Below are 14700 nucleotides of genomic sequence, written 5' to 3'. Positions count from 1 at the left end.
GTACTTATCACCCTTCTGCTTCTAACTCAAATAACGCATCCCGAAGTTCTGTTGCTGTTTCGAAATCTAAGTTTTTCGCTGCTTCTTTCATGTCGCGTTCGAGTTTTGCTTTTAAATCTTCGCGCTCTTTCTTTGTGAGTTTTACTGTACCCGTTTTTTCATATGTTTTATCATCTTTAATTTCAACTTCAGCACTGATGAGGTCACGAATTTCCTTTTTAATCGTCGTCGGTGTAATCCCGTGTTTTTCGTTATATTCGATTTGAATTTTACGACGTCGCTCTGTCTCATCGAGTGCAACTCTCATGGAATCCGTAATTTTATCTGCATACATAATGACGTGACCTTCGCTGTTACGTGCAGCACGCCCGATTGTTTGTATTAATGAACGTTCCGAACGTAAAAATCCTTCTTTGTCTGCATCTAATATCGCAACAAGTGACACTTCTGGGATATCGATTCCCTCACGTAGTAAGTTAATACCGACGAGAACGTCATACGTACCGAGTCGTAATTCACGAATGATTTCGATACGTTCTAACGTTTTTACTTCACTGTGTAAATATTGAACTTTAACGCCCGCTTCTTTTAAATACGCCGTTAGATCTTCTGACATCTTCTTCGTTAACGTCGTAATTAAGACGCGTTCGTTCTTTTCAACACGCGATTGTATTTCATGAAGCAGATCGTCAATTTGATGTTCAGTCGGACGTACGTCAATTGTCGGGTCAAGAAGTCCTGTCGGTCGGATAATTTGTTCGACCATCTTGTCCGTATGTTCTAACTCATACGGTCCAGGGGTTGCAGACACGTACAATAATTGCTGTGCTTTATCTTGGAATTCTTCAAATTTTAACGGACGGTTATCTAATGCTGACGGTAATCTAAAACCGTGGTCGACGAGCACTTGTTTACGTGCTTGGTCTCCGTTATACATTCCTCTAATTTGAGGAAGTGTTACGTGAGACTCATCGATCATAATGACGAAGTCTTTAAAGTAATCGAGCAGTGTATATGGTGTACTACCAAGTGGGCGTAACGTTAAATGAACCGAATAGTTCTCGATTCCGGATGTAAAGCCCATCTCTCTCATCATTTCTAAATCGTAATTCGTTCTTTGCTCGAGTCGTTGTGCTTCAAGTAATTTGTCTTCAGCGCGTAATTCTTTTAGACGTTCTTCTAATTCTTTTTCAATACGTTCGATCGCAACAATCATCTTTTCGTCGCGCGTGACGAAGTGAGATGCTGGGAAAAGAACGAAGTGCTCTCGTTCACTTAGCACTTCACCACTAATGAAATCTATCTCACGTATTCTATCAATTTCGTCACCGAAAAACTCCACGCGAATACACTGATCATCTCGAGCCGCTGGGAATATTTCAACGATATCTCCGCGCACTCTAAACGTTCCACGCCCGAAGTCGATATCGTTTCTTTGATATTGAATATCGACGAGACGACGTAATAATTCGTTTCGTTCAATTTCCATTCCAACTCGTATATTTAAACGTAAGTTTTGGTATTCTTCTGGATTACCTAAACCGTAAATACACGACACTGAGGCGATGATTATTACGTCATCGCCTTCAAATAATGCACTCGTCGCCGAGTGTCTCAGTTGGTCAATTTCATCGTTAATAGACGCATCTTTTTCTATAAACGTATCCGTAGATGGTACGTATGCTTCTGGCTGATAGAAGTCATAGTAACTGACGAAATATTCAACTCTATTATTTGGGAAAAATTCTTTAAATTCACTATATAACTGCCCAGCTAACGTTTTGTTATGGGCGATAATTAACGTCGGCTTTCCGATTTCTTTAATGACTTGACTCATCGTAAATGTCTTACCTGTCCCAGTCGCACCTAGTAATGTTTGGTGCTTTTGACCAGAACGAATTTGTTCAACTATTTCTTTAATCGCTTGCGGTTGATCACCGGCAGGTTCAAAGTTTGAAACGAGTTCAAATTCTGCCATAATGTACCTCCAAATTTTTAACTTATATCTATTTTACAACACTTCGTCCAAATTAAAAAAAGAAATGACCGAACGGATGTTTGTCATTTCTTAAATATCATCTTTACTATCTAAATTAAAAACTTCAACGAATATATAACCAATCACTATACTTAGCGCATCTAAATATATGACCCATTCCGTATTATAAAACCCACGGTACATAGAAATCGCAAATACGATAAACGTTAAAAAAATCGCGACGTAACGATTTCTCGTAATCGTCGTAAACAAAATCACTGTAAACGCTGGTACAGTGATTGCCATCATATACCAAAAAACGTCTTCCATATTACTCATCCTTTACATATTGAATGTAACTGTCTAACGTTTTTTTAGAAATCTCTCCGACATATGTCTTCACAATCTCACCATCACTGTTAATAAACAACGTTGTCGGTATGATCGTTAAACGAAGACCTACCATAAAGTCTTTATCATTGTCCATATTGTATATCGGATATTGAACATCAAACTCTTCAATAAACGCATCTCGTGCTTTACTACTATCTTGTACATTTAACCCGACAAGTTCTACGTCATCTGGTAAATCTTTCAAATAAAATTCATTTAAATCTGGCGTTTCATTGCGGCATGGATTACACCAAGACGCAAACAAATTCACAACAGTTACTTCATTGTTTTTAATAATATTATCAAACGATTCATCTGTCGTCACACCATTAAACGAGTATTCCGTAATCAACTGACCTTCCGCATGATTATTAGTAGGTGGCTTTTGTTTTATATCATTTGCTGCTTCATCCTTCAACAATTCACTCGAAAACGTAATAACCTGGTATATGCTAAAACTAATCAGCGCAAAAAGAACAATGCCAACTAATACTTTCAACTGTTTACTCACAGAACTAACCTCCGTCATCCTACTACTCTTATTATAATAAAAAAAGCACCCGTTCGGGTGCTTGATTTTTATATTTTAGTGAATGTAGTTAAATGTTGATACTTGTGATGCTGGAATTGTACGGTAGCTTACAACACCTACAGTACCGTTCCAACCCATTTCAGAGATTGTGATTGATCCGTCGCCGTTGATTGATTCGACAACTGCAACGTGACCTAATGCACCTGCTCCGTTTGTACCTGCATAACTTTGTGCAACTGCTCCAACTGATGGTGTGTTGTTAACAGCAAATCCATTCGCACTTGCTCCGTTTACCCAGTTATTTGCGTTGCCCCACATGTTGCTGACAGGTTTACCGAGTGCCGCACGTTTTTCAAATACGTGCCATGTGCACCATCCCCAGTCATAGTAGTTAGATAAACCAGCAAACTGTGAACTATTTACAGATGGTGCTGAAGCTGCTGGTGCTTGTTGCTGTTGTGCTTGTTGTACTTTTTTAGCTGCTTCTTGTTGAGCTCTCTTTTCAGCTGCCGCTTTTTCTTTAGCAACACGTTGTGCTTCTGCACGCTCTGCTGCAATACGTTGTTCTTCAGCTTTTTGAGCTGCTGCTACTTGTTCAGCTGCTACTCTTTCAGCTTCTGCTTGAGCCGCTGCTGCTTCTTCAGCTGCAATTCTGTCAGCTTCTGCTTGAGCTGCTGTAGCTTCTTCTACTGCTTTCTCAGCTTCTGCTTGAACGTTGTTTTCAACTTCTGCTACTTCTTCAGTTTGTACTTCTTGCACTTCTTCAACTTGTTCTACTACTTCTTCAGTTTGTACTTCTTCTACTGTTTCAGTAACAACTGGGTTACCTTCTAATACAAGTACGTCACCTGCAACGATATGATCGCTTGTTAAACCGTTTAATGCTTTTAGCTCGTCAACAGAAAGTCCTGTTGCACGTGAGATTGAGTATAAAGTGTCTCCAGCTTGGATGTGGTAAACACCTGAAGCAACTTCGTTTACTTCATTTTCTACTACAGGCTCTACAACTTCTTCTACTGCTTCAACTTCAACAACTTCTTCAACTTGTGCGACTTCTTCAACCGCTTCAACTTGTGATCCAACTGTTAGTACAAGTCCTGGGTGAATTAAGTCTGATGAAAGGTTGTTTACTGCGAATAACTCATCTAAATCCATACCGTGGTCTAAAGCAATTTGCCATAAAGTGTCGCCTGCTTTTACTGTGTATGTATTTCCTTTTTGTTCCTCAACTGCTTCAACTTCGTATGTTAAAACATCTTCTGGGTGAATTAAATCACTGTTTAAGTTGTTTAATTCTTTTAACTTCTCAACTGTTGTGCCAACTTCGTTAGCGATACCCCAAAGTGTATCTCCTTCTTTAACGATAACTTCTTCTGCGTTTGCTGTAAGTGATGTCCCTGTTAATGCTGTTAATGTTGCTACTGAAAATACTGTCTTCTTCATAAGTTCTAATGTCCTCCTGAATACTATGTATTAAATAAACGTATATAAATAATAAAATTAAAATTCAAAGTTGTTAAATATAAAATTAGTGAATGTAAATCAAACTATAGCACATATTTTTGCTGTTTTTCGCGTTGTAACATAACTGTAACAGAATAGATATAACACCATAATAAAAAGGCGCTGTTTGTTACAGCGCCTAGTATTTACGTAACATTTACTTCTGTTCCATTAGCCATTCTACGAGTGCATCTAAGTCTTCTTCATCCGTTACTAAATCGCTCGGCATACTTCTCGTACCATTTTCGATAATCGAACGGATATATTCTGGTGATTTTTCGCTGCCGATTTGAGATAGATCTTTTGCACTACTGCCGCGTCCTCTTAAATCGACGCCGTGACATCCAACGCACGTCTGCTTATAAACAACTTCTCCGCGGTGCATTTCTGACGCCACACGGCTTTCTTCAGTCGTTTCTTTGTTAGACGTGCACGCTGACAAAATAACAACTGCCATTAAACTTAATAAAAATCGCTTCATATTTGTCTCCATTAATTAAAAGGCTTTGTCGAGTGACAAAGCCTTACGAGTTTTATTTCGTGAAGTAGTCGTATAAGTCGCTAACTTCTTCGTCTGATAAACTACCAAACGCTGGCATTCCGCCTTTACCGTTTTTCACGATATCTGTAAATTCATCTTCACTTAATGAAGTGCCCGCTAGTGCTGGACCTGAAGCTCCTGTGAAGTCAGCTCCGTGACAAGATGAACAGTTTTGTTTTGCAACTTGTTCTCCTGGATGTGCTTCGTCAGTGCTTGAGTCGTCACCATTGTCTGCAGAGTCGCCGCCCCCGCCGCACGCTGCTAATACTAACGTTGAACCTAATAAAAACGTTGATAAGAACTTTTTCATAATGGTCACCTCTAATAAATTTTTAAAAGCTTATTCATACTTTTACATACCTATATTTTATCATATATAAACATTTTGTCATAAATAATGTTTTAAACATTTAAGTGCCATCTTAAATAACTGTCGATAAACGGCATTAAATCTCCGTTCATTACTTTGTCGACGTTACCGACTTCGTAATTCGTACGGTGATCTTTTATCATCGAATATGGGTGAAATACGTATGAACGAATTTGTGATCCCCATCCGATTTCTTTTTGCTCGCCTTTTAACGCCGCGATCTCTTCTTGCTGACGTTCTAGTTCTAACTGATAAAGTTTTGACTTTAACATCTTCAGTGCCGTTTCACGGTTTTTAATTTGTGAACGTTCGTTTTGACACGTAACAACGACCCCTGTTGGATGGTGTGTAATACGTACAGCTGAATCTGTCGTGTTCACGTGCTGCCCCCCAGCACCACTTGCACGGTACGTATCGATTGAAATATCTTCTTGATTAATTTCGATATTAATTTCAGAGTCTTTAAACTGTGGTGTGACTTCACACGACACAAATGACGTATGTCTACGACCCGATGAGTCAAATGGTGAAATACGAACGAGTCGATGGACGCCTTTTTCACCTTTTAATAATCCATAAGCAAACGGACCTTTAACACTAAGCGTCACACTTTTCACACCCGCTTCATCTCCAGCGAGATAGTTTAACACTTCTGTTTTAAATCCTTGGTCTTCAATAAAACGCTGATACATTCTAAGGAGCATCTCTGCCCAGTCTTGTGCTTCAGTACCACCTGCTCCAGGATGAAGTTCTAAAATCGCATCTTGTTCATCGTGTTCTTCACTTAAAAGAATGTTTAACTCGAATTCATCGGACTCTTTTTTGACGTTTTGAATTGTCTCTTCCATCATTTCTTGTAAGTCTGGATCGTTTTCTTCTTTTAATAACTCTAAAGACACTTCGATGTCATTCACTTCGTCTTCTAACGAATTAAATCCATCGACGACACGCTTTAACTGGTTATTTTTTTCGATAATTTCGTTTGCTTTATCTGTGTCGTCCCAAAAGTTAGGTTCGACCATCAGTTCTTCGTACTCACGAATTTGTGTCTCTTTTTCTTCTAAGTCAAAGAGACCCCCTAAATTTTTCTAGTTTCGTACGCATCTCTTCTATAAAGCTTTTAATTTCACTTACTTCCATTAATTTCTCCTTAAGCACCGTGACAGTTTTTGTACTTTTTACCAGATCCACATGGGCATGGATCGTTTCTGCCAACTGTTTGTTTTTTAACGACCGGTTGCTTTTTCATTTTCTTTTTACCGTCAGATGCTTGCATTTTATTTTTATCGACAACTTGTTCACGTTTAATTTCTTCATCAGACTGTACTTCTGATTTTAGAGTCATACGTGCTGTTGAGTCTTCGATTGCGTTCATCATCTCTTCAAACATTTCTAATCCTTCGTTTTGGTATTCTCTTAACGGGTTAATTTGTCCGTAAGATCTTAAGTGAATACCTGTACGGAGTTGATCCATCGAGTCGATATGCTCTGTCCATTTTTGGTCGATTGTACGTAACATCATCATGCGCTCGAATTGACGCATACGTTCAGGCGTTAAAATCTCTTCTTTACGCTCTAACTCTTCGTACGCTTTTTCTTTAATGAGTTCGATAATTGACTCCGTCGATTGACCGACTAAGTCATCCATATCAATTTCACCTTCACGAACGTAATACTGCTCGAGCAATTCTTTAAATGTTTCATAGTCAATCATTGAACTATCTTGGTCATTGTAATAGTGAATTGTGCGTTCAATAGAGTTATCGATCATACCGTGAAGTAAGTCTCTCACGTCTTTTTTGTCGATAATTTCGTTACGTTCACCGTATATAATTTCACGCTGTGTTCTTAACACTTCGTCATATTCTAATACACGTTTACGTGCGTCGAAGTTATTTCCTTCCACACGCTTTTGTGCAGATTCTACGTTACGTGTAATAAAACGGCTTTCTAACATTTCATTTTCCATACCGAGTTTTTCCATCATCGCTTGAATACGTTCAGATCCGAAGCGTTTCATTAAGTCGTCTTCTAAGGATAAGTAGAACGTACTCACTCCGACGTCACCTTGACGCCCTGAACGCCCACGTAACTGATCGTCAATACGACGTGATTCGTGACGCTCTGTACCGATAACTGCAAGTCCACCGAGCTCTCTAACTCCTTCACCGAGCTTAATGTCTGTACCACGACCGGCCATGTTTGTAGCGATTGTAACTTGTCCACGTTGACCCGCATCTTCAACGATTTGAGCTTCTTGTTCGTGGTTTTTAGCGTTTAATACGTTATGGCGTACACCCGCTCGACGCAGTAAATCAGAAATAATTTCTGACGTTTCTACCGCGACTGTACCGATTAAGACCGGTTGACCACGTTTATAACGTTCGACAACTTCTTCGATGACTGCCTTATATTTATTATCTTTTGTCGAATAAATTCTATCGTTTAAGTCTTCACGTTGAACCGGACGGTTCGTCGGAATTTGCGTAACGCGCATATTGTAAATATCTAAAAATTCTTCTTCTTCAGTTTTAGCTGTACCTGTCATACCCGATAACTTATTGTATAGCCTAAAGAAGTTTTGGAACGTAATAGATGCGAGTGTTTTAGATTCGCGCTGAATCTCAACCGCTTCTTTTGCTTCTAACGCTTGGTGTAACCCTTCAGAGAAACGACGCCCTGGCATCGTACGACCTGTAAATTTGTCGACGATTAATACTTCTCCGTCATTCACGACATAATCGACGTTACGCTCCATCGTATAGTTTGCTTTTAACGCTTGGTTAATATGGTGAAGCGTCGAAACATTTTTAACGTCGTAAAGGTTATCTAACTTATACCATTTCTCCGCTTTTGTCATACCATCTTCAGTTAAAAGAATCGTATTTTTACGCACGTCATACGTATAGTCTTGTTCTTTCTTTAACGTTGATACAAATAATTGTGCTTGTTGGTATTCCGTCACGCGCTCATCTGCTTGACCTGAAATAATTAACGGTGTACGCGCTTCGTCGATTAAAATCGAGTCGACCTCGTCCACGACACAGTAATTTAACGGACGCTGCACACGATCTTCTTTATATGCGACCATGTTGTCTCGTAAGTAGTCAAATCCGAGCTCGTTGTTTGTCGTATACGTAATATCACAGTTATACGCTTCACGTTTTTCTTCACTATTTTTTTGGTTTAAGTTGAGTCCAACTGTTAACCCTAGGAAGTTATATAACTTTGCCATCTCTTCACTTTGTACTGAAGATAAATATTCGTTAACAGTAATTACGTGTACACCGCGTCCTGTTAAGGCATTTAAATATACCGGCATCGTCGCCGTTAACGTTTTACCTTCACCGGTTTTCATCTCAGCGATGTCCCCTTTATGAAGTGCAATCCCACCCATAATTTGAACAGGGAATGGTTTCATTTCTAACGTACGCTGAGATGCTTCACGTACGACTGCGAATGCTTCTGGTAAAATTTGGTCTAAAATTTTGTCTTGCTTTTTTCTATCTTCACTATGTTCAGCTAATTTTGCTTTAAACTTTTCAGTTTCTTGCTGTAGTTCAGAATCGCTATATGTGCTATAGCGTTCTTCAAGCGCGAGTACTTTTTTCATTTCTTTTTCAAGAGATTTAAGTTCGCGTTTATTGCCGTCGAATAATTTACGCAACATACTCATCGAAATTTCTCCTTATAAAATCATTATCATTACATTTTACCAAATTTTTTGCTGAAAATAAAAACTTACACATTAAAAGCCTCTAGCTTTTTTGCTAGAGGCTTAGATGTTCAATTAATTTGTTTCAATTAAACCGTATTTACCATCTTTACGTTTGTAAACGATACTTGTCGCTTCTCTATAACGGTCGTTAAACACGAAGAAATCGTGACCAAGCATATCCATTTGTAGAATTGCTTCTTCAGCATCCATCGGTTTTAACGTAAACTCTTTAGATTTTACAATTTTAATATCATCGTCATCTTTAGATTCTTCTGGTTGCTCATTTAACACTTGGAATAAATCTACGTGACTTTCGTCTTTTTCACGGAATTTACGGTTAATTTTAGTTTTATGTTTTCTAATTTGACGTTCTAATTTTTCAACGACTGCGTCTACTGCAGTGTATAAGTCGTCATGTCGTTCTTCCGCGCGTAATGTTAAGCCTTTCATTGGGACTGTAATTTCTACTTTCCCCATTTTGTTGTGGTACGTTTTGATGTTTGCGTGTGCAAATACGTCCTGCTGATCGTTAAAATAACGATCTAATTTATTTACCTTATCTTCGATAAATGAACGAATTGCATCAGTGACTTCGATGTTTTCTCCTCTAATTTCGACTCTAATCATGATGATACCTCCTAATGTTATCTTGTACCTTAATTATATCAAAGTTTTCTAGATATAGAAAACGTTAACACATCGATACGCTTTGGATTATGCGCCTTTAATATTTCACTCACTTGGCGCACAGTTTCTCCGGTCGTAAATATGTCGTCGACGATTATAATCGACTGATTTTTTAAATCAATATCCTCTCGCATTGAAAATGGATTAACCTCTGTCTCTCTTTCATATTTAGAAAGTTGTGATTGACGCATCGTTCGATGTGACGTCAAAATATCGTCGTATTTAACGCCCGCATCATCTAATATGCGCGTCACTTGATTAAACCCACGTTCTTTTAAACGAAGCTTTGATATTGGGACCGGTATTACTTTATCATATAGCCGGATTTTTTCTTTTACAAACATCGAAAACACCTTTTCTAACGCGACATCTCCTAAAAACTTATATCGCCGTATCATCCGCTTTACAATTCGGTCATACTCATACAACGTTACGACATTCATATCATGAAACTGAAACGATTCATCGATTTTTAATTCCATTAATTCGGATAAACAACCGTCACATAAACAAGACGGTTGTAGAAATATATTAATTAGATTATAGTCTCTTTCTATCTCATTATGACAATACACGCAGTTCATAGTTTTACATCTCCTTTATTAAACCGATACGTTTTTTCTAATGCTTTTATGATGCCGAGCGTATTGTGCTTTGCAAAAATATAAACGTTGCCTTTCGTATCTTCGAGTTTACGTCCAGCGCGTCCCGCGATTTGTATGAGTGACGTGTCATCAAAATATTCACCGTGAATGACGAAGACGTCTAGACATTTAAATGTGACACCGCGCTCTAAAATTGTTGTCGTAATCATAATATCGATGTGACCACTTCTCATCTCGTCCATCTTCTCTTTACGCTTAGGGTCTCCACTAAAAATCGTTTCGACCGTTTTAAACTCTTTCATAATGACATTTTTAATTGGCTCTAATAAGTCGATGTTCGGTACGAAGATGAACACCTTTCTTTCTTTTGACATCGCTGTTCTTAATAAACGCCATAAACTATGCGGCAATTTATTTTTCTTTAAATACTGTTTTACATTTGTAAAAAATACTTTTGGCATGACGAGAGGATCTCCGTGATACCTACGTGTAATCGAGACGATATGTTCTTTTTTAACATCTTTAATTAAAGTTTTACTCGGCGTCGCTGTTAAGTAAATGATGACTCCGTTCGTTGATTTTGCCTGCTCTATTTGTGACTCTAGTACTTCATCTCCAACTAGTGGAAAGGCATCTACTTCGTCGATAATAATAACGTCATAATGATTTCTAAAATTAAACAATTGATGGACTGTCGACACTGTAAAGACAAAATCTGCTTCAATTTTTTCTTCTCCGTATAATAAGTCGATCCGTGCGTCTTTAAACGCATCTGTTAACCGTAAATATATTTCTCGTATGACATCGATTCTCGGCGAGACGAATAATACATTCATACCTAAACTTCTTGCATATTGTATACCGCGAAATGTAATTTCTGTTTTCCCTGCTCCAGTTACTGCATAAATCATTAGATCGTGATTATGTTGAATCGCATCGACAATGCGGGTTTGTGATTTTAACTGTTCGTCATTTAATTCAAAGTTTAAAACATACGGCATAAACTTACGGTAGCGTATCGGCGTAATAACACGTAACGGTTTACGGCTATCGCTTCTACCAAGTGTCACGCAGTGCATACAATACGTGACGTCTCCGAAGAAATCTGAATACGAATAAAATAGATTCTGATTTTGATTGCCACATCTTATGCATTTGTACGCACCATTTTCTTTTTTAACACCGACTTTAGAGTAAATCGTCGTGTTTGATTTCGTTCTTGTAAATTTCATATACACTCCAATAAAAAAACACGCAACGAAATACGCTGCGTGTTTATATATAATATTTATGATTGATTAAAATCCTGTGACATCGACATCAAACGATGTAATCGAGACTCCGATTGCATGTTCACCTAAATGTGTACCGATAACTGGTCCAAAGTGACTGATAAGTACTGTTGCATCTTTAAATTTACTTGCAAGTTTTGCTTGGAATTCTTTTGCTTCATCTTCAATATTAGCGTGAATGACCGTTAACACGATATTGTCGCCTGCTTGTTTGTCGATCGCTTCTTGAACGAGGTCTTCTACTTTACTTAACGCTTTTTTCTTCGTACGGATTTTTTGAATCGCAACGATTTTACCTTCTTCAAATTGTAAAATCGGTTTGATTTTTAGCAATTGACCGACGAACGCTTGTGCGTTTGAAAGTCTACCACCCTTTTTTAAATTCGTTAGATCATCGACGACAAAGTATGCGTCTAAATAGTCTTTATTGGTAAAACGGTTGAGTGTTTCTAACAACTCTTCTAGTGGCGTATCATCTTTATGTTGCGCGGCATAGACTGCAAGTAAACCGAGTGGCGTACACGCGATTTTTGAATCGACTGCATGTAGTGTAATTCCTTCTACACTTTGTCCCGCTGCGACTGCGTTTTGTAATGTTCCACTAATTGAACTCGATAAGTGGAAACTAATCACGTCTGTATACCCTTTTTTATAAAGTTCTTCTAATAGAAGAATATAGTCTCCAATAGACGGTTGAGACGTCATAGGAAGTTCTTCTTGTGCGCGCATTTTGTCATAAAATTCTTCAGGAGTAATATCGATATCTTCTCGGTACGTGTCATCGCCAAAAATCGTGTTTAAAGGTATTGTATAAATGTCATTTTTTTCTTTAATTTCATCTGATAAGTATGCTGTTGAATCTACTACAATTGCTATTTTCATAAATATCCCTCACATATTAGCACTCGTTTCTATATTACACTAAAACCGCTCTATGTTAAACTGTTTTAAAGAGGTGTACACGATGGAACAAATTTACATGAACAAATTAAATACGTCTGTTGAAATCGATATTAAACGTTCAACGTTTATATCGTATATCGCACGTACTGAAACTGAAGATGAAGCAAAACAATTTATAAATGAAATTAAGCAAACACATAAAGACGCAACTCATAATTGTAGTGCTTACATTATTGGAGAAAATGCACTCATTCAGCGAGCCGATGATGATGGAGAACCTCAAGGAACAGCAGGCATTCCAATTTTAGAAGTATTAAAGCGTGAAGAGTTGTACAATACGACGATCGTCGTTACGCGTTACTTCGGTGGCATTAAGCTCGGAGCCGGTGGGCTAATCCGCGCATATTCAAGTGGAGCTGCTGAAGCTGTAAAAGCGAGCGGTAAAGTATATCTCGTTCCGATGGTGCCGTCCATGATCGTATTAGATTATACATTCACGAAACGTTTCGAACATTTTTTAGAACAAGAACAAATCGAGATTAGAGATCAGAAATATACAGACAAAGTCACGTATCAACTGATCGTTTCAGAAGAAAAAGTAGAAGATGTTAAAAGTGAACTCCAAAAAATAACGAGTGATACGTTTACGATGTCTACTTCAGAAGTAGAAATGGCAGAACGTACACTCGTCTAGCGATTCATATATATAAACATTCGTTTAACAAATCTTAAAATCGGGCGGCGGGTTGATCCTATCAAATCCGTCGCTTCTACTATAATGACGACCGATAAGATAAGCAGTAAACAAATGAGTACTGCACCTGTCACTGTCGATAAATATAAAATTACTGATGCAAACGCAAATAACGTTGCCATAAAGTAAAGTAAAATCACACTTTGACGGTGCGTAAACCCTAAGTATTGTAACTTATGGTGCAAATGCCCTCTATCGGCGCGCGTCAGTGAGACTCCTTCTCTATACCGTCTAACGGCTGCAAATGTTATATCGATAAACGGTACGCCAAGAATGATAATTGGGAATAAAATAGAGAAAAACGTCACGTTTTTAAATCCTAATATCGATAATACTCCGAGTACATACCCTAAAAACATCGATCCGTTATCTCCTAAAAAGAGTTTCGCTGGATAGAAGTTATAATATAAAACCCCAAGCGTTGACCCGATGAGTATGACACTTATCATCATGACAAATATATTATTTTGTAAAATCGCAATTACTGCAATACTTGCTAAAGCTATAACTGTTACACCAGATGCTAATCCGTCTAATCCATCAATTAAGTTAACTGCGTTAATGATCACTGCAATCCATAAATACGTAAATGGAATCGCAAATATACCGAAATCTACAGTTATCCCAAACGGCGTAATCGTATCAATGACAACCCCAAACATCACTGGTATCGTAATAACAACGAGTTGTCCAATGAATTTAATACTCGGTTTTAGATCATATTTATCGTCGATAATACCAATTAATACAATTAACCCTCCACCGAGAATAATTGGTATATATTCCGGTTCAATCGGTCGAGCGATAATTAATGTAATCACAAATGATACAAAAATCGATATTCCGCCGGAAAACGGCATCGGTTTCGCATGTTGTTTTCTATGGTTTGGATAATCGACAAATCCAAACTTATAACTTAACTTTATAAATATCGGTGCAACGATGAATGATATGATTGCAGATAATATTAATAGAAATAATGTATACATATCCTCACCTGCTAATTATTCTTATTAACTATATCATAATTCGCTATTAATTACTCCTACCACTTAATTTCATTTAAATTTAAAACACTGTATAATATGATATGAATTTGCTTAAAAAGGCGGTATGCAAATGATTATAAACTTTATATTAAATATCGCGCTCATTATTAGTGGAATCTATGTGTTTTATCGCTTGCAGTATCATTTTAGAAAAGGCGTTAAAAACCCACTTCTATTCCAAAGTTTAATGATGACCGTCCTAGCTGTATTATCACTTATGGTTCCTTTACATATCGGGGACGTCACGTTATCGCTATATTACATACCGATAATTCTATTGTTTTTACACAATAAAATACCGTATAAAATATTATCGATTGTAATCGTATTTTTGTTTTATCATTTCTTATTTCAATACGACCTCATCCAGTTTGT

General features: G+C 37.7%; 14 protein-coding genes and 1 pseudogene. 2 read left to right on the top strand and 13 right to left on the bottom strand.

Going from position 1 to position 14700, the window contains the following annotated elements; all coding sequences use genetic code 11:
* Window positions 1-7: 7 nt before the first annotated feature.
* The 12 genes from uvrB to HMPREF3029_RS01530 form a co-directional block, all read right to left on the bottom strand.
* Window positions 8-1978: an excinuclease ABC subunit UvrB gene (gene uvrB / locus HMPREF3029_RS01585; RefSeq protein WP_070709378.1), complete on the bottom strand. Its 1971-nt coding sequence runs from the start codon at window positions 1976-1978 to the stop codon at window positions 8-10.
* 90 nt (window positions 1979-2068) lie between these two features.
* Complete coding sequence (locus HMPREF3029_RS01580) at window positions 2069-2308, bottom strand: DUF2198 family protein (protein WP_070709376.1); 240 nt, start codon at window positions 2306-2308, stop codon at window positions 2069-2071.
* A gap of 1 nt (window position 2309) precedes the next feature.
* A complete protein-coding gene (locus HMPREF3029_RS01575) occupies window positions 2310-2882 on the bottom strand; it encodes a TlpA family protein disulfide reductase (RefSeq protein WP_168165488.1) in 573 nt (190 codons plus the stop codon).
* A 75-nt stretch (window positions 2883-2957) separates the two neighbouring features.
* Window positions 2958-4346: a LysM peptidoglycan-binding domain-containing protein gene (locus HMPREF3029_RS01570; RefSeq protein WP_070709372.1), complete on the bottom strand. Its 1389-nt coding sequence runs from the start codon at window positions 4344-4346 to the stop codon at window positions 2958-2960.
* Between the two features lie 217 nt (window positions 4347-4563).
* Window positions 4564-4887, bottom strand: a complete 324-nt coding sequence (locus HMPREF3029_RS01565; RefSeq protein WP_070709370.1) for a c-type cytochrome — start codon at window positions 4885-4887, stop codon at window positions 4564-4566.
* A gap of 52 nt (window positions 4888-4939) precedes the next feature.
* The gene (locus tag HMPREF3029_RS01560) at window positions 4940-5257 is read right to left on the bottom strand and encodes a c-type cytochrome (protein ID WP_070709368.1); all 318 of its coding nucleotides are present in this window, start codon (window positions 5255-5257) and stop codon (window positions 4940-4942) included.
* A gap of 92 nt (window positions 5258-5349) precedes the next feature.
* Window positions 5350-6457, bottom strand: a protein-coding gene (gene prfB / locus HMPREF3029_RS01555; protein ID WP_144265385.1) for a peptide chain release factor 2 whose coding sequence is annotated in 2 segments (ribosomal slippage) — window positions 5350-6384 and window positions 6386-6457 — 1107 coding nt in all. Because the reading frame shifts where the segments join, the coding sequence is not laid out codon by codon here.
* 10 nt (window positions 6458-6467) lie between these two features.
* Window positions 6468-8993, bottom strand: a complete 2526-nt coding sequence (gene secA, locus HMPREF3029_RS01550) for a preprotein translocase subunit SecA (protein WP_070709364.1) — start codon at window positions 8991-8993, stop codon at window positions 6468-6470.
* A gap of 114 nt (window positions 8994-9107) precedes the next feature.
* The gene (gene hpf, locus HMPREF3029_RS01545; protein WP_070709362.1) at window positions 9108-9662 is read right to left on the bottom strand and encodes a ribosome hibernation-promoting factor, HPF/YfiA family; all 555 of its coding nucleotides are present in this window, start codon (window positions 9660-9662) and stop codon (window positions 9108-9110) included.
* Window positions 9663-9700: 38 nt separating this feature from the next.
* Entirely contained in the window at window positions 9701-10306 is a 606-nt protein-coding gene (locus HMPREF3029_RS01540) for a ComF family protein (protein ID WP_070457275.1), read from the bottom strand.
* A complete protein-coding gene (locus HMPREF3029_RS01535; protein WP_070709360.1) occupies window positions 10303-11559 on the bottom strand; it encodes a DEAD/DEAH box helicase family protein in 1257 nt (418 codons plus the stop codon). Before HMPREF3029_RS01535 ends, HMPREF3029_RS01540 begins: the two co-directional genes overlap by 4 nt.
* A 66-nt stretch (window positions 11560-11625) precedes the next feature.
* Window positions 11626-12501, bottom strand: coding sequence for a DegV family protein (locus HMPREF3029_RS01530; RefSeq protein WP_068129834.1), 876 nt, complete (start codon window positions 12499-12501; stop codon window positions 11626-11628).
* A gap of 82 nt (window positions 12502-12583) precedes the next feature.
* On the opposite strand from HMPREF3029_RS01530, the gene HMPREF3029_RS01525 reads away from it, so the two are divergent.
* Window positions 12584-13216 carry a YigZ family protein gene (locus tag HMPREF3029_RS01525; protein WP_070709358.1) on the top strand — a complete coding sequence of 211 codons (633 nt, stop codon included), beginning with the start codon at window positions 12584-12586 and terminating at the stop codon, window positions 13214-13216.
* Here HMPREF3029_RS01525 and HMPREF3029_RS01520 read toward each other — a convergent pair.
* Window positions 13213-14265, bottom strand: a complete 1053-nt coding sequence (locus HMPREF3029_RS01520; RefSeq protein ID WP_070622528.1) for a glycosyltransferase family 4 protein — start codon at window positions 14263-14265, stop codon at window positions 13213-13215. The genes HMPREF3029_RS01525 and HMPREF3029_RS01520 overlap by 4 nt on opposite strands.
* A gap of 130 nt (window positions 14266-14395) precedes the next feature.
* Between HMPREF3029_RS01520 and HMPREF3029_RS09335 the strand changes: the two are divergent.
* A pseudogene (locus tag HMPREF3029_RS09335) lies at window positions 14396-14700 on the top strand (GGDEF domain-containing protein); the annotation flags it as partial.

Origin of the sequence: Nosocomiicoccus sp. HMSC059G07, assembly GCF_001815515.1 — a bacterium.
GTDB classification, from domain to species: domain Bacteria; phylum Bacillota; class Bacilli; order Staphylococcales; family Salinicoccaceae; genus Nosocomiicoccus; species Nosocomiicoccus ampullae_A.
Note: the sequence above shows the minus strand (reverse complement) of the source record. Positions and strands in the feature narration are given on the sequence as shown.

Coding starts and splice junctions, on each gene's coding strand:
- HMPREF3029_RS01520 (WP_070622528.1), bottom strand. CDS start 14,265: ATGTATACATTATTTCTATTAATATTATCTGCAATCATATCATTCATC.
- hpf (WP_070709362.1), bottom strand. CDS start 9,662: ATGATTAGAGTCGAAATTAGAGGAGAAAACATCGAAGTCACTGATGCA.
- secA (WP_070709364.1), bottom strand. CDS start 8,993: ATGAGTATGTTGCGTAAATTATTCGACGGCAATAAACGCGAACTTAAA.
- HMPREF3029_RS01530 (WP_068129834.1), bottom strand. CDS start 12,501: ATGAAAATAGCAATTGTAGTAGATTCAACAGCATACTTATCAGATGAA.
- HMPREF3029_RS01570 (WP_070709372.1), bottom strand. CDS start 4,346: ATGAAGAAGACAGTATTTTCAGTAGCAACATTAACAGCATTAACAGGG.
- HMPREF3029_RS01560 (WP_070709368.1), bottom strand. CDS start 5,257: ATGAAAAAGTTCTTATCAACGTTTTTATTAGGTTCAACGTTAGTATTA.
- uvrB (WP_070709378.1), bottom strand. CDS start 1,978: ATGGCAGAATTTGAACTCGTTTCAAACTTTGAACCTGCCGGTGATCAA.
- HMPREF3029_RS01540 (WP_070457275.1), bottom strand. CDS start 10,306: ATGAACTGCGTGTATTGTCATAATGAGATAGAAAGAGACTATAATCTA.
- HMPREF3029_RS01565 (WP_070709370.1), bottom strand. CDS start 4,887: ATGAAGCGATTTTTATTAAGTTTAATGGCAGTTGTTATTTTGTCAGCG.
- HMPREF3029_RS01535 (WP_070709360.1), bottom strand. CDS start 11,559: ATGAAATTTACAAGAACGAAATCAAACACGACGATTTACTCTAAAGTC.
- HMPREF3029_RS01580 (WP_070709376.1), bottom strand. CDS start 2,308: ATGGAAGACGTTTTTTGGTATATGATGGCAATCACTGTACCAGCGTTT.
- HMPREF3029_RS01525 (WP_070709358.1), top strand. CDS start 12,584: ATGGAACAAATTTACATGAACAAATTAAATACGTCTGTTGAAATCGAT.